The sequence below is a fragment of the Chromohalobacter canadensis genome (assembly GCF_034479555.1).
Classification (GTDB): Bacteria; Pseudomonadota; Gammaproteobacteria; order Pseudomonadales; family Halomonadaceae; genus Chromohalobacter; species Chromohalobacter canadensis.
In genome coordinates this window covers 1,090,713-1,104,716 of the sequence record NZ_CP140151.1, presented here as the reverse complement: position 1 = coordinate 1,104,716, position 14,004 = coordinate 1,090,713, and the positions used below count along the sequence as shown (strand labels likewise).

The window sequence follows — 14,004 nt, the reverse complement described above, 5'->3', positions numbered from 1 at the left end:
TGCCTCAGGAATCGTCATGCTGCTGATGATAAAAGGCCGCGGCTTTTTCGTCGCCCCGTGCGCGAGCAATCTCGCTCGCCAATTCGAGACTTTCTGGATCCGCCTCGGCCAAGGTAAAGAAACGCTGCAAGCGTTCCCAGGCACGTTCATCATGACCCTGCGTATGGTCGAGTCTCGCCAGCAAGAGCAGGCTTTGCGCATCGCGTGAATCGGATGCGATGGCCTGTTCCAGCGGACGTCGCGCGGCATCGAGATCGCCTTGCTCGAACCGGCATCGGCCCAGATTGGCAAGCAATTGGGCGCGATTATTATACGTGGTGTCTTGTGCTGCTTGCTGCAGTTGCGTACAGGCGGCGTCGAGCTTGCCCTCATCGTACAGAAATGCAGCGTAGTTGTTGCGCGCGCGAGTATAATCGCCGTCGGCATCCAGCGCACGTTCGAAGTATTCCTCGGCGAGTGCTGGCTCGTCCTGACGTTGATAGAGAAGCGCCATGTTTTCCAGCGCCCGTGGGTCGTCGGGACCCAGTTCCAAGGCGTGTTCCAGCGCATCGCGGGCGCGCGTCAAGTTATCGCGTTTGAGATAGGCCAACCCCAGCTCGGTATATGCCGACACCGCTTGACCGTTGTCCGGCGATGCGTAGGGGGAGTTGCTTTCGACCTGGACGGCACAACCGCTCAATAGCCAGACGAGCGACATCGCGGCACTCAACGAGCGGATCGAAGGTGGACGATGGCGGCGCGTCATGGAGCCCTCTCGAAACAATGGCGTCAATCGGTGCGATGAGACGGTATTCGTCGTCTGGAAGTGTCCCATCAAAGCGCTGCACCTTAGTGAAGTCAAGGCGAGGCTCAATCAGCGTCGATTTGAATGGACTGTATGTAACGCTCATGGCGCTTGGTACGGTCCTTGACGCGTCCCACCAGCTGGCCGCAGGCGGCATCGATATCATCGCCGCGCGTCATGCGGACAGGAGCGGTATGGCCCAGTTCTTCGAGCCATTGCTGAAAGCGCATGACCTGATTGCGTGAGGGCTTCTCGTAGCCCGAGTGCGGGAACGGATTGAAGGGAATCAGATTGATCTTGCACGGCAGGTCCCCGAGCAGCGTCGCCAGCTCCTGGGCATGGCGTTGCTGATCGTTGACGTCCTTCATCAGCGTGTACTCGATGGTCAGCATGCGCGTGTCATCGCATTTATCGAGATAGCGACGGCAGGAATCGAGCAGCGTGGCGATGTTGTACTTGCGATTCAGCGGGACCAGTTCGTTGCGCAGCTCGTCGTTGGCAGCATGCAGCGAAATCGCCAGACTCACGTCGAGCTCGTCGCCGAGCTTGTCGATCATCGGTACCACGCCGGAGGTGGAGAGCGTGACGCGGCGCTTGGAAAGGCCGTAACCGTTGTCGTCGAGCATGAGCTTCATGGCCGGCACGACGGCATTGTAGTTCATCAGCGGCTCGCCCATGCCCATCATCACCACATTGGTGACCGGGCGGTTGGTCGTGTCTCGCCGCGCGCCGAAGCTATTGCTGGCCACCCACACCTGACCGATGACCTCGGCGCTGGTGAGATTGCGCTGAAAGCCTTGCTTGCCTGTGGAGCAGAAGCTGCAATCCAACGAGCAGCCCACCTGAGACGACACGCAGAGCGTGCGGCGTTTGCCACCCTCGGCGGGAATCAGCACGGTTTCCACGTAACTGCCGTCCTCCACTTCGAGGACCCACTTGCGAGTGCCATCTTGCGAGGCGCCTTCGTAGACCACGCGTGGACCACGTACTTCAGCAATTTCCTCGAGGCGCGTGCGCAGCGCCTTCGAGAGATTGGTCATCGACTCGAAGTCGTCGCAGCCTTCGTGGTGAATCCACTTCATCACCTGGGCGGCGCGAAATTTCTTCTCGCCCAATGAGACGAAGAAGGTTTCCATCTCCTCGCGCGTAAGGCCGAGAAGGTTGGTACGGGGCGTGACGGTATCGAGGGTCATGGTGGGTCGTACGCTCGGTGGATGGCGGTGCGAGGGCCTTGAGGCCCCCGCGGGAAGCGATCAGCGTGCGCAGATCTCTTCGCTGCCGAAGAAGTAAGCGATCTCGCGCTCGGCGGATTCCGGCGAATCGGAACCGTGCACGGCGTTGGCGTCGATGGACTGCGCGAAGTCGGCGCGGATGGTGCCGGCCTCGGCTTCCTTGGGATTGGTAGCGCCCATCAGGTCACGGTTGGTGGCGATGGCATTGTCGCCTTCCAGTACCTGCACGACCACCGGGCCGGAGGTCATGAAGCCCACCAGATCGCCGAAGAAGGAACGTTCCTTGTGCTCAGCGTAGAAGCCTTCGGCCTGCGCCTGGGAAAGCTGCAGCATCTTGGCGGCGACGATCTTGAGGCCCGCCTTTTCGAAGCGGCTTTCGATCTCGCCAATGACGTTCTTGGCGACGGCGTCGGGTTTGATGATGGACAGGGTGCGTTCGTTGGCCATGAGGTCAATGTCTCCGTGACTGAAATCGAGGGTCTTGATCGATACGCCAACGCGCCGCTCGAGGCGACGCGTTGCATGAAACTCGACGGATGTCGAAAAAAGCGCGCCATTGTAGCGTGTCGCTGGACGTGGCGCACGCCCGGCGGGTGACGCCTTTAGACGCTAAAGCTTTCTCCGCAGCCGCATTCGTCGGTGGCGTTGGGGTTGTTGAAGCGAAAATAACGGTTAAGCCCTTCGTTGACGTAGTCCACCTCGGTGCCGTCGAGCATGGTCAAGGCCTCCTTGTCGACGAGCACCTTGACGCCATGATCCTCGAAGGGCACGTCGTTGGCGCCCACCTCGTCGGCGATGTCGAGCACGTAACTGTAGCCGGAGCAGCCGCTGGGCTTGATCGCCACGCGCAGGCCGAGGCCATTGCCGCGTTCGGCGAGCACATGCTGGATCTGATCGGCGGCAGCGGAACTGATACTGATGTTAGCCATGTTGACCTCCTTGCTTGGGTCGCGACGCACGGTGCGGCGACCTCGAATCATTGGCGTAGGGCGCCGAGTGCGTGTCTGAGCTCGGCGCTTGCGGTGTCGATGTCCGCCTCGGTAGTGAAGCGGCCGAAGCTGAAGCGAATAGACGCCAAGGCGCGAATGCGATCGGTGCCGATGGCCTTCAATACATAGGATGGCTCGACACTGGCTGAGTTGCACGCCGAACCGGTCGATACCGCCAGCGCGCGCAGCGCCATCAGTAGCGATTCACCGTCGACGTCGTCGAACGCCAGGTTGGCGATCATGGGGACCGAGACGTCGAGCTTCGTATTGCAGTGCACGCCTTCGCATGCCGCGAGACCGTCGAGAAAGCGCTGACGCATGGCCAGACCATGGGCGTGATCGGCTTCGCGCTCGTCACTCGCCAGCGCGAAGGCTTCGCCCATGCCCGCGATCTGATGCGTGGGCAGCGTGCCCGAGCGCATGCCGCGTTCGTGACCGCCGCCATGGATCAGCGCGTCGATGCGAATGTCGGGGCTGCGGCGTACATAGAGCGCGCCGACGCCCTTGGGGCCGTAGGTCTTGTGCGCCGACATCGACATCAGGTCGATGCCCATGGCGTTGACATCGAGTGCGATCTTGCCGGTGGCCTGGGCGGCATCGACATGGAAGACCGCGCCAGCGGCGTGGACGACCTCGGCCAGTGCCGCCAACTCGTGGATGCTGCCCAACTCATTGTTGACGGCCATCAGCGAGACCAGAACGGTATCCTCGCGCATGGCGTCGTTGAGCTGTGTCGGCGTCACGCGGCCATCCGCGCCGGGCGTCAACCAGGTCACGTCGAAACCTTCGTCCTCGAGCGCGAGAGCGGTATCGACGACGGCCTTATGCTCGATACGCGAGGTGATCAGGTGTCGGCCGCGTGCCCGGTTGGCGCGCATGAAGCCGATCAACGCGAGGTTATCGGCCTCGGTAGCGCCGCTGGTCCAGACGATCTCTCGTGGATCGGCGGCGATCAAATCGGCGACTTGGCGGCGTGCGCTTTCCACCGCTTGTTCGGCCAGCCATCCCGGCATGTGGCTACGCGAAGCGGGATTGGCGTAGACGCCATCGAGTGTCAGGTGCCGCGCCATCACCTCTGCGACGCGTGGGTCGACAGGGGTGGTGGCGGCATAGTCAAGATACACAGGTGAGGTCATGACGGCTCGTATCGATGATGGCGCTGGCGCCTAATGCTCCGCACGGTCATTGCGGCGCAATGCTGATGGTATCGGTGCTGATCGTCTCTGACGCGACGCGCTGCTGACGAGCGGCGATATCGCGGACTTCCTGGCGTTCTACCAGCTCGGCGAGCGTGATGGCGTCGAGGAAGCCATGAATCTTGTCCGACAGATCGCACCACAAATGATGCGTCAGGCAGGTATCGCCCTGCTGGCAGTCCGAGAGCCCCTGGCAGCGCGTCGCGTCCACTGACTCATCCACCGCGCCGATGACCGAAGCTACCGAAATGGCGCTGGATTCATGCGCTAGTAAATAGCCGCCGCCCGGGCCACGAACGCTATTGACCAGTTTGGCACGCTTGAGCCGCGCGAACAGCTGTTCCAGATAGGACAGCGAGATCGTCTGACGTTTTGAAATGTCGGCGAGGCTGATGGGGCCGGCATCGGCATGCAGCGCCAAATCCAGCATCGCGGTGACGGCATAGCGTCCCTTGGTCGTCAAGCGCATAAGTCGAAGTGATCGGGCGTCGGTGATGAAGCGATTGACCAGGCAGGACATGCAATTCATATGGAATGCTTGCCTGAAACGTGTCCGTATTATGGGAAAACCCAGTAACGCGGTCAACCATTCCCGTCGTGGTCCTCCCGGCGGGCCAATGCCCGGCTTTGCTTGTTCACGGCCCCGAGGATGCCGCGCAAGATGTTCATTTCCATGCTGTCGATGTGACTACGCATGAAGAGTCGGCGCAGACGCGCCATCAGCTGACGCGGGTTGTCGGGGTCGTGAAAGTCGATCTCGATCAGCGTCCGCTCGAGATGGTCGAAGAAGCGCTCCAGGTCGTCATGGCTGGCGGGCGGGTTGTCCCATTCGACTCCGAACGGCGTGTCCGGGGCATCGTCCGCACCCAGCGCCGCTATTCGACATTCATAGGCCAGCACCTGGACCGCAGCGGCCAGATTGAGCGAGCTGAAGTCGGGATTGGTGGGAATGTGTACGTGGGCATGGCAGCGCTGCAGCTCGCCGTTGGTCATGCCGCTGTCCTCCCGCCCAAACACCAGCGCGGCCTGAGCGGACTCGGGCGCGCACTCGCCGGGGAGGCGTTCGCCCAGCGCGCGCGGGGTGAGCATGGGCCAGGGCAGATGGCGTACGCGGGCGCTGGCACCGACCACGAAGGTGCAGTCTCCGACAGCCTCTTCGAGCGTGGCATACACCTTGGCATTACTCACCAGGGCATCGGCACCTGACGCACGGGCATGGGATTCGGAGCCGTAAACCTCGCAGCGTGGCGCGACGAGGGCAAGATCGGCAAGGCCCATGTTATGCATGGCGCGGGCGGTACCGCCGATGTTGCCAGGGTGGCTGGTGCCGATGAGAACGATACGCAGTTTGTCGAGCATGATGTTAGGGCGCGCGGCTGAGAAACGAACGGCGAGTCTATCATGGCTTGAGGCCGCGAAACTTCCCGTTGTGGGCGCCTTCTGCTAGGATGCGCGACGTTCTTTAACAGTTTCCGAGATTCAGGCCCGTATCATGCATCCCATGGTTCAATTCGCACTGCGCGCCGCGCGTAGTGCCGCCGAGCAGTTCGTGCGTGCTCGCGACCGCATCGAAGTTGCGCGTGGCGACCGGCAGCTCGATCAGCTGCTGGAAGATACCGCGCGTAACGCAGAAACGCTCATCGACGCGCAGTTTCGTCGCAGTTATCCCCAGCATGGCCTTTCCGGCCGGTATACGACGTACCGTGACGGCGAAGGCGAGAGCGCCGATTTCCATTGGCGTATCGAGCCGTTCCACGGCTACTCCAACCTGGCCGTGGCATCGCCCAATTTTGCCATTTCCATTATCTGTCTGGTCAAAGGCAAGCCCGAACATGCGGTGATTGTCTGCCCCTTCAGCGACGACGAGTATCTCGTCAGCCGTGGGCGTGGCGCGCAGCTCAACGGTCGCCGCATCCGCGTGCCGAGCCACATCAACGTCGAAGGCGCGCGCGTCGCCGTCGGCTTGCCGGAGACCTGGCTGCGCACACGCCATCTGCCCGTCTACTTGACCCTGACCCAGGCGCTGGGGCCTCAGGTCGAGAGCTTCCTCAGCACGGGGAGCGGCCTCCTGGATCTCGCACAGCTGGCCGCCGGCCGTGCCGATGCCGCCTTCGTGCTGGGACTAGAAGAGCAGGATCAAATGGTCGGCAGCCTCCTCCTCAAGGAGGCTGGCGCACTGCTGGGGGGGCCGGACGGTAGCCCCACGGTCAGTATCGAACAGAATCTCATGGCCGCTACGCCGCGCCTTTACAAGACACTGGTACAGCAGCTCAAGCCACGGATGTAGTTCCGTTGACTGGGCCGCACGAAATACCCCGCCGACATCGCGTTCGGCGGGGTATTTTTCGTTGTGAAGCTCGTTTCGGTCAGTCCGCCGGGCCAATCAGGTGCTTGACCTCGAGGTAGGCGGCCAGTCCCCAGGGACCGAGCTCGCGGCCGATGCCGCTGCGCCCGAAGCCGCCCCAACTGGCTTCGGGCATGACGATCTGCTCGCTGTTGAACCAGATGTTGCCGGCACGTAGCGCGCGGCCTACACGCTTGGCGCGCTGCGGGTCACCACTGATGACCGTGGCGGCCAGGCCAAACTCGCTGTCGTTGGCCAGGGCGATGGCATCGTCATCGGAGGCGGCGCTGCGCGCGCACAGCACCGGGCCGAAAATCTCCTCGCACCACAGGCGGCTCTCGGTGGGCACGTCGCGATACAGCGTCGGGGCGATGAAATAGCCCTGTGACGGCAACTGGCGATGACGCCCGTCGCGCACCACATTCAGGCCTTCGCGCTCGGCGACGGCCAGGTAGTCACGGACTCGATCGCGCTGACGCTGGCTGGTCATTGGGCCCATGTCGGTGTCCTCGCCCAGCGGGTCGCCCAGGCGTATGGCGTCGATGCGCGTGGTCAGCGCCTCGTAAAGCGCCTCGGCCAGGGTCTCGTGCACGATCAGCCGCGAGGTCGCCGAGCAAATTTGCCCGCTGTTGAAATAGATGCCGGCCATGACCCAGTCGGCGGCCTGTTCGACCTCGGCATCCTCGAGTACCAGGATCGGCGACTTGCCGCCGAGTTCCAGCGACACGCCGCGGCTCCCCTCGGCGGCGGCCTGCATGACGCGCTCGCCCACGGCGTTGCTGCCGGTGAACGACAACTTGTCGATGCCGCGATGATGCGTCAGCGGTATGCCGATGCCGTCGCCATCGCCATGCAGCAGGTTGAGCACGCCTGGCGGCAACGCGATCTCCAGGGCGATCTCGGCGAGGGCCTGTTCCGGCAGCGGCGTGACCTCGGAGGGCTTGAAGACCACCGTGCAGCCCGCCGCCAAGGCCGGCGCGATCTTCCAGGCGCTGGTCACCAGCGGGAAGTTCCACGGCGTGATCAGGCCGATCACCCCGGCGGGATCTTCGTAGCAGTGGGCGTCGACGCCCTCGATGTCGTGGGTGATGCGGCGTCCCTGACGCGCTTCCAGGTCGCCGGCCTGGCGTGCGTAGTAGCGATAGCAGGCGATGGCGTCGTCGAGGTCGATGCCGGCCTCGGCGAGCGCCTTGCCGTTGTTGGTCGCGGACAGCTCCATCAGGGCTTCGCGGCGTGCCGTCAGGGCGTCGGCCAGCGCATTCAGATAGGCGCCGCGACGTTCGCCGCCCAGGGCATGCCATCCGGGCAGCGCACGGCGTGCCGCCTCGACGGCCGCCTCGACGTCGCGGGCATCGCCGGCCGTGACCTCGGCGATCTGGCGCTCATGATACGGGTCCATTACCGCCAGGCGTCGAGTGCCGTGACTCGCGACCCAGCGGTTATCGATGAATTGGTGATCGAGTGCTTGCATGGAGGCTCCTTCAGAGGGCGTGGTCGCGCAGCCAGTCATCGATCATGGCGTGCAGGCGTGCCCCGGAAAAACTGGGAAAATGACCGCCGTGAACGACGCGCGCGGGCAATTCGCGCAGACGGCGCATGCTGGCGGCGTAATCGCGGGCGCTACTGTGATAGACATCCTCGATCAGTGGCCCGTCGTAGATGAGATCGCCAGAGATCAGGATACCGCTGGCGGCCTCCCAGAGTGCGATGCCGCCGGGGGAGTGCCCCGGCGTATGGATGACCTCGAACCGGCGGTCGCCGAGGTCGATGATCTCGCCGTCCTCGAGCGTGGCGATACGCGTCGGCGGGGCGATACGGTAGCGGTGATGCTCGAAGGGGGCCGGCGGCAGGGCATCGAACATCGCATCGTCGAGAAAGGCGTCGGCCAGGGTGCGCGCGTTGTCCGGATCGGCCAGGATATCGGCCTCGGCGGCGTGTACATGGCAGCAGTCGAACTCGTGCGCGCTACCGATATGATCGAAGTGGGTGTGGCTCGCCACCGCGATCAGGTCGCGTTCGCTGAGCAGCGGGACCTGCCGGCGCAGCGGCACGGCACCCAGGCCGAAGTCCACCAGCAAGTCTCTCTCGCGGCCCCGCACGTGCCAGATATTGCAGCGGTAGAACGGCTTGATGGCGGGCTCGTCGATCCGCGTGATCCCGTCATCGAGCGACGTGGTGCGGTACCAGCTCGCGGCATCGCCCCGAGGAAGCGCAAAACGGCTCATGCGATTGTCTCCGGCATCGGCCTGAGGTCCTGGAGATAGTCCTGGTGGGCGCGGCTTGCGTCGATGCGGCTCAGGTCGATGTCGACCACCAGGCTGCCCGCTGCGTCACCGAGGCGCCCCAGAACCTCGCCATCCGGTCCCGCTATCAGGCTGTTGCCGCAATAATGCAGTTCGGCTTCCTCGCCGGCCCGGTTGATGCAGGCAACGAAGCATTGGTTGTCGAGAGCCCGGGCCCGGATCTGCAGCGCCTGGCGTTCGGCATTGGGCACCATGTTGGCGGTGGGCGAGAGGATGACCTGAGCCCCCTGAGTGGCGAGCGCCCTGGCTATCTCGGGAAACTCGTTGTCATAGCAGATCATCAGCCCGAGGCGGCCGAGTCGCGTCTCCACCACGCAGCAGTCCTCGCCCGCGGTGAAGAAGGCATGTTCGCGATCCCACAGCTGACGCTTGTGGTAGGTGGCGATACGCTCGCCCCTGTCGTCGATCAGCACGGCGGAATTGGTCAGGCGTCCGTCGGCTTGCCGCTCGGCCAGGCCGAAGAGCAGGAACAGCTCGTGCTCGGCGGCGAGCTCGGCGACCCGCTGGGCGATCGGGCCGCCCACCGGTTCGGCGAGTTCCTCCAGTCGCTCGAAGATGTTGTAACCGCTCAGGGCGAGCTCGGGGAGGACCAGCAGGTCCGCACCGGCCGCCGCTGCCTGCCGGCACTGGTGCGCAAGAGACGCCAGGTTGGCGGTCACGTCGCCGCACACGGGGTCGGTTTGCGCCAGCATCAGTCTCATCGGTGTCACTCTCCTGCGGTCTGTGAAGCGTTCGTGCGGGACTTGGTCAACAGCATGGCGCCGAGCCAGTAGAGGCCGCCGGTGATGACGAAGACCGGCAGCGAGGCGCCGAAGGCTAGCGGCGCGACCAGCGACCAGTAGGCGGCCAGCCCGGCGCCGATCACGTAGGCGCCGATGGCCACCGGCGCGGTGGGGCGTCCCAGCTGGTGACGTGCCTTGAGCAGTTCGGGGCTGTAGCCCTCGCGACCGACCAGGTAGTAATCGACGATGATCACCGAGAAGGCCGGGATAAACAGCGCGCCTATCAATAGCAGAAAGTTCTGGAACTGGTCCAGGATGCCGGGAATCAGGGCGCCGAAGACGGTCACGACCCCGATGATCAGCGCCGGTTTCCAGAAGGCCATGCCGGGCGACACGTTCATGCAGGACAGGGTGGCGCTGTAGACGGCCATGACATTGGTGGTCATCACGGAGAAGAAGATGACCAGAGCCGCGGGCAGGCCGAAGCCGAAACCGGAGAGCAGCCGGGTCGGATCGTAGGTCTGCTCCATGCCGTTCATGACCGACAGCCCGGAAACGGCGGCACCCAGCCCCATGGCGATCATGGCGGCCATTACGTAGCCAAGGTAGGTGCCCCAGATGGCGATGGTGCCGCTCTTGCAGTTGCGGTTGTAATCCGCCGAGGACGAGATCCAGGAGAAGGCGGTGGCGATGACGATGTCGAAGGCGATGCCCAGGGTGATGCCGTTACGCGCCTCGACCGGCATGTCCAGCAGGGTCGAGACATCGTAGTGGAGGTTCAACTGGTAGAGCACCACGGCGGCCAGCGCCACCATGGCCATCGCCGCCCAGCGTTCGACCCGCTCGATGCCCAGGTGGCCACGCAGCACGATGAGGACCACCACGGTCTCGCAGAGGATGGTCATCAAGGGCAGGTTGGAGTAACCGGTGGTCACCTGGATGGCGTAGTCGAGACTCATGCCCGCGAGCAGGGCCTGGATCCAGCTCCAGGCGATCAGTACGCCCATGTTGACCAGCGAGATCAGCCGGCTGCCGAGCGGACCGTACGCGCGCCGGGTCAACGCCATGGAAGGCAGGCCGGTGCGCTGGCCCATCAGTCCGACCAACAGGAGCGGAATAGCGCCGATCAACGAGCCGATCAGCACGCTGCCCATGGCGGTCGTGAAGGGCAGGTCGGGCACCAGGAGCATGCCGGTGAGGATGGTGGTGACCACGACGTTGGCGCCGAGCCACAGGGCGACAGTTCCGAACGCCCCGAGGCTCTTGTGCTGGTGGTCGTCGAGGGTGTCCTGACCGAGCAGACGATGGAAGAAAGCCATGGTGTTGTCCTTGTAGTGTTTTGGAAAACCGTTGTTTCCGAGACGGCTCTCGGGCCGCGGTTGGCGCCTCAGTCGAGTGCCGCCTGCCAGCGTTCGGCGTCGATCTCGATCAACGTCGGCGAGGTGCGCGAGACCTTGCTGAGCGCGAGATCCAGCGCGATGGGCGACTCGACCCGATGCGAGGCGAGGCCGAACCCGTCGGCCAGGCACTGGAAGTCGGGCGGCGTGGGGTCGACGCCGACGCGAGCGACGCCATGCGCATCCATGTAGCGGCGGATTTCCTCATAGCCGCTGTTGTTCCAGAGCACCACGACGACCGGCAGGCCTTCGTCGACGGCCGTGGCCAGCTCACTCAGAGTGAACATCGCGCCGCCGTCGCCGACCAGGGCCACGACCGGGGTGCCGGGTGCGGCGAGCTGGGCGCCCAGCGCCGCCGGCAAGCCGTACCCCAGAGTTCCGTAACCGGTCGAGGCGTTGAAGTAGCGCCGCGGCGCCGCGCGTTCGACGAGATGGTTGCCGGCATAGACCGGGGCGGTGGAGTCGCCGACGAGAATCGCTTCCGGCAGTGCCTTGTCGAGGGCCGTGTAAAGCGGCACGAAGGGCGCCATGTCGGTGCGTGTCGGGAGGGCCAGCGCCTCGTGTATGGCGCGCACGCGGGCGGCGGCCTGGCGTGAGAGCGGCGCGGGGAAATGCGCGACCAGTGCCTCCAGCGCGGCCTGGGCATCGCTGACCAGCCCCAGGGCCGTCGCCTGATTGCGCACCAGCTGCTCGGCCTCCAGGTCGATGCGAATGACGCGACCGGTCAACGTGAAGCCGTCGTCGAACACCACGTCGTAATCGGTTTCCCCCAGCTCCGTGCCCACGGCGAGAATGACGTCGGCCTCGCGTGCCAGGGCGCGTACCTCGGGCCAGGTGGCGTTGGCGCCCAGGTCGAGCGGATGCTCGCGACCGAGCACGCCCTTGGCATTGATCGTGGTCACGGTCGGGGCGTCGAGACGCTCGACCAGAGTTCGTGCCGACTTCGAAGCATCCGCGCAGCCCCCACCCAGCAGCACCAGTGGCGCTTGCGCCTGACGTAGCCATTCGGCCGCCAGGGCAATGCCCTCTGGATGCGCGGCGGGACGGTATAGCCGCGCTGGGGAGGTGGGTTCGGGAAGGATGATAGGCGCCTCGAAGAGATCGATGGGGATCTCGATGTGCACCGGCCCGGGCCGCGCGGACTGGAACACCGCGAAGGCGCGGGCGAGCACCTCCGGCAAGGCGCTCGGGTCGAGCAGGGTGTGGCTGAAACGGCTGACGCCCGCCAGCACGTTCTGCTGGCTGGGCAGCTCGTGCAGGCGCCCTTGGCCGCGACCCAGGGTGTCGCGACGGTTGACGCTGGAAATCACCAGCATGGGTACCGAGTCGGCGAGTGCCTGGCCCATGGCGGTGGCGATATTGGTCATGCCCGGCCCGGTGATGATGAAGCAGACCCCGGGCTTGCCACTGGCGCGGGCGTAGCCGTCCGCCATGAAGCCCGCGCCCTGCTCGTGGCGCGGTGTGACATGGCGCAGGCCACCCGCTTCCAGGCCGCGATAGAGCGGCACGGTATGCACGCCGGGAATCCCGAAGACGGTATCCACGGCGTAGCGGTCACGCAGTAGCCGGACCAGTGCCTCGGCACAGCTGACATGACGGGAGGACGACGCGCGTGTCTCGTGTGTCATGGAGCGCTCCTTAAGCGACCAGCCAGTGGCCCATCACGACGATGATCGGCAGGGTGATGGCGGTGCGCAGCAGGAAAATGACCACCAGCTCCCAGAGCTTGAGCGGGATCTTGGACTTGAGTAGCAAGGCGCCGATTTCCGACATGTAGATCAACTGCGTCAGCGACAGGCAGGCGATCACGAAGCGGGTCAGCTCGCTTTCGATGTCGCTGGCCAGCACGGCGGGCAGGAACATGTCGGCGAAGCCCACCAGAGTCGCGGGGGCGGCCGCGGCCGCTTCGGGGACGCGCATCCACTCGAGTACCGGCACCATGGGGTAGGACAGCCAGGTGAACAGCGGCGTGAACTCGGCCAGGATCAAGGCCACGGTACCGATGGCGATGACCAGCGGCAGCAGGCCGAAGAAGATATCGGCCACGTTCAGCAGGGCATGCCGCACCAGCTGGCGCGGGCCGGGGGCCTTGTCGGCACGTGCGACGGCCATGCCCAGGCTGTAACGAAACAGGCTCTGCGAGCCGCTATGTTCCTCGACGAGGCGGCAACCCACCGGTTCGTAGTAGGTGTCCGGCTTACGCGAGAGCGGTGGCAGGCGGGGCACGATCACGGCCGCTACCAGGCCCGCGACCACTACGGTGAGGTAGAAGGGGATGAAGAGGTGGTTGATGCCGATGAAGCTGGTCACCAGCAGCGCGAAGGCAATTGAGACGATGGAGAAGTTCGTCGCGATGACCGAGGCTTCGCGGCGATTGTAGAAGCCGCGTTCGTATTGCTGGGTGGTGATCAGCACGCCCACGGTGCCGGAGCCCATCCACGAGGCAGTGGCGTCGATGGCGCTGCGGCCGGGGAGCCCGAAGATCTTGCGAAATGGCACCCGTACCAGGCTGCCGATGAACTCCATGAACCCGAAGTCGACCAGAAACGGCAGTAGAATGGCGGCGAAGAAGAAGAACGTCAGCAGCACGGGGGCCAGATCGTTGAGCATGACACCGCCGGTAAAGGAGGCGGTCACGAACTCAGGACCGATCTGGAAATAGGTCATCAGCGCGAATAGCGCCCCCAGCGCGCGCATCAGGGTCCATAGCGGCGCCACGTCGAACAGCTCGTTGAGGGTACCCTCGCGGGACCAGCTCGGTTTGACGGCCTTGACGTAAAGCGTCAGCAGTACCGAAGTGCAGAGCACCAGCGTGGCGATGGCGGGCAAGGCGTCGCCGAGCCAGGCCTGAAGGCCGTCGGCGAGCATGCCCATGCCGATATTGATGGTGTCCCCCGTCGAGAAGGGCACCAGGAACATGCCGGCGCCGATCAGCGAGGGAATCAGGAACTTGAGAAGACCGCGCAGGATCAGCCGCGTGTTATCGGGGTCACCGCCGCCAGCGGCGGTGGAATCGGGGGATGCAGACATAGATGTC

At 64.5% G+C, this 14,004-nt stretch carries 14 protein-coding genes; 1 reads left to right on the top strand and 13 read right to left on the bottom strand.

Annotated features, from left to right (window positions below; translation table 11 throughout):
* Positions 1–4 precede the first annotated feature (4 nt).
* The 7 genes from pilW to SR908_RS05220 all read right to left on the bottom strand — a co-directional run bounded on the left by pilW (position 5) and on the right by SR908_RS05220 (position 5,560).
* Positions 5–745 (bottom strand): type IV pilus biogenesis/stability protein PilW, encoded by a 741-nt coding sequence (pilW, locus tag SR908_RS05250; RefSeq protein WP_246919450.1) that lies wholly within the window; start codon positions 743–745, stop codon positions 5–7.
* 104 nt (positions 746–849) lie between these two features.
* Complete coding sequence (gene rlmN / locus SR908_RS05245; RefSeq protein WP_246919453.1) at positions 850–1,977, bottom strand: 23S rRNA (adenine(2503)-C(2))-methyltransferase RlmN; 1,128 nt, start codon at positions 1,975–1,977, stop codon at positions 850–852.
* A gap of 60 nt (positions 1,978–2,037) precedes the next feature.
* Positions 2,038–2,463, bottom strand: coding sequence for a nucleoside-diphosphate kinase (ndk, locus tag SR908_RS05240; protein WP_246919456.1), 426 nt, complete (start codon positions 2,461–2,463; stop codon positions 2,038–2,040).
* A gap of 155 nt (positions 2,464–2,618) precedes the next feature.
* A complete protein-coding gene (locus SR908_RS05235) occupies positions 2,619–2,945 on the bottom strand; it encodes a HesB/IscA family protein (RefSeq protein WP_075368321.1) in 327 nt (108 codons plus the stop codon).
* A gap of 47 nt (positions 2,946–2,992) precedes the next feature.
* A complete protein-coding gene (locus SR908_RS05230; protein ID WP_246919459.1) occupies positions 2,993–4,141 on the bottom strand; it encodes an aminotransferase class V-fold PLP-dependent enzyme in 1,149 nt (382 codons plus the stop codon).
* A 46-nt stretch (positions 4,142–4,187) separates the two neighbouring features.
* Positions 4,188–4,670 carry a Fe-S cluster assembly transcriptional regulator IscR gene (gene iscR, locus SR908_RS05225; protein ID WP_097022249.1) on the bottom strand — a complete coding sequence of 161 codons (483 nt, stop codon included), beginning with the start codon at positions 4,668–4,670 and terminating at the stop codon, positions 4,188–4,190.
* A gap of 113 nt (positions 4,671–4,783) precedes the next feature.
* Entirely contained in the window at positions 4,784–5,560 is a 777-nt protein-coding gene (locus SR908_RS05220) for an RNA methyltransferase (RefSeq protein WP_246919462.1), read from the bottom strand.
* 133 nt (positions 5,561–5,693) lie between these two features.
* On the opposite strand from SR908_RS05220, the gene SR908_RS05215 reads away from it, so the two are divergent.
* Positions 5,694–6,488 (top strand): inositol monophosphatase family protein, encoded by a 795-nt coding sequence (locus SR908_RS05215; RefSeq protein ID WP_246919465.1) that lies wholly within the window; start codon positions 5,694–5,696, stop codon positions 6,486–6,488.
* Positions 6,489–6,567: 79 nt separating this feature from the next.
* On the opposite strand, the gene SR908_RS05210 is transcribed toward SR908_RS05215, so the two are convergent.
* The 6 genes from SR908_RS05210 to SR908_RS05185 all read right to left on the bottom strand — a co-directional run bounded on the left by SR908_RS05210 (position 6,568) and on the right by SR908_RS05185 (position 13,997).
* Complete coding sequence (locus tag SR908_RS05210) at positions 6,568–8,016, bottom strand: aldehyde dehydrogenase family protein (protein WP_246919468.1); 1,449 nt, start codon at positions 8,014–8,016, stop codon at positions 6,568–6,570.
* 10 nt (positions 8,017–8,026) lie between these two features.
* Entirely contained in the window at positions 8,027–8,770 is a 744-nt protein-coding gene (locus SR908_RS05205; RefSeq protein ID WP_246919473.1) for an MBL fold metallo-hydrolase, read from the bottom strand.
* Positions 8,767–9,549, bottom strand: a complete 783-nt coding sequence (locus SR908_RS05200; RefSeq protein ID WP_246920511.1) for a carbon-nitrogen hydrolase family protein — start codon at positions 9,547–9,549, stop codon at positions 8,767–8,769. The genes SR908_RS05205 and SR908_RS05200 overlap by 4 nt, the downstream gene beginning before the upstream one ends.
* A gap of 5 nt (positions 9,550–9,554) precedes the next feature.
* Positions 9,555–10,889 (bottom strand): purine-cytosine permease family protein, encoded by a 1,335-nt coding sequence (locus tag SR908_RS05195; protein WP_246919476.1) that lies wholly within the window; start codon positions 10,887–10,889, stop codon positions 9,555–9,557.
* Between the two features lie 68 nt (positions 10,890–10,957).
* Complete coding sequence (locus SR908_RS05190) at positions 10,958–12,595, bottom strand: 5-guanidino-2-oxopentanoate decarboxylase (protein ID WP_246919479.1); 1,638 nt, start codon at positions 12,593–12,595, stop codon at positions 10,958–10,960.
* 10 nt (positions 12,596–12,605) lie between these two features.
* Positions 12,606–13,997, bottom strand: coding sequence for a YjiH family protein (locus SR908_RS05185; protein WP_246919482.1), 1,392 nt, complete (start codon positions 13,995–13,997; stop codon positions 12,606–12,608).
* Positions 13,998–14,004: the final 7 nt, after the last annotated feature.

Excerpts from the sequence above, each read along its gene's own strand:
- pilW (WP_246919450.1), bottom strand. The coding sequence starts at position 745 with ATGACGCGCCGCCATCGTCCACCTTCGATCCGCTCGTTGAGTGCCGCG.
- rlmN (WP_246919453.1), bottom strand. The coding sequence starts at position 1,977 with ATGACCCTCGATACCGTCACGCCCCGTACCAACCTTCTCGGCCTTACG.
- ndk (WP_246919456.1), bottom strand. The coding sequence starts at position 2,463 with ATGGCCAACGAACGCACCCTGTCCATCATCAAACCCGACGCCGTCGCC.
- SR908_RS05235 (WP_075368321.1), bottom strand. The coding sequence starts at position 2,945 with ATGGCTAACATCAGTATCAGTTCCGCTGCCGCCGATCAGATCCAGCAT.
- SR908_RS05230 (WP_246919459.1), bottom strand. The coding sequence starts at position 4,141 with ATGACCTCACCTGTGTATCTTGACTATGCCGCCACCACCCCTGTCGAC.
- iscR (WP_097022249.1), bottom strand. The coding sequence starts at position 4,670 with ATGCGCTTGACGACCAAGGGACGCTATGCCGTCACCGCGATGCTGGAT.
- SR908_RS05220 (WP_246919462.1), bottom strand. The coding sequence starts at position 5,560 with ATGCTCGACAAACTGCGTATCGTTCTCATCGGCACCAGCCACCCTGGC.
- SR908_RS05215 (WP_246919465.1), top strand. The coding sequence starts at position 5,694 with ATGCATCCCATGGTTCAATTCGCACTGCGCGCCGCGCGTAGTGCCGCC.
- SR908_RS05210 (WP_246919468.1), bottom strand. The coding sequence starts at position 8,016 with ATGCAAGCACTCGATCACCAATTCATCGATAACCGCTGGGTCGCGAGT.
- SR908_RS05205 (WP_246919473.1), bottom strand. The coding sequence starts at position 8,770 with ATGAGCCGTTTTGCGCTTCCTCGGGGCGATGCCGCGAGCTGGTACCGC.
- SR908_RS05200 (WP_246920511.1), bottom strand. The coding sequence starts at position 9,549 with ATGAGACTGATGCTGGCGCAAACCGACCCCGTGTGCGGCGACGTGACC.
- SR908_RS05195 (WP_246919476.1), bottom strand. The coding sequence starts at position 10,889 with ATGGCTTTCTTCCATCGTCTGCTCGGTCAGGACACCCTCGACGACCAC.
- SR908_RS05190 (WP_246919479.1), bottom strand. The coding sequence starts at position 12,595 with ATGACACACGAGACACGCGCGTCGTCCTCCCGTCATGTCAGCTGTGCC.
- SR908_RS05185 (WP_246919482.1), bottom strand. The coding sequence starts at position 13,997 with ATGTCTGCATCCCCCGATTCCACCGCCGCTGGCGGCGGTGACCCCGAT.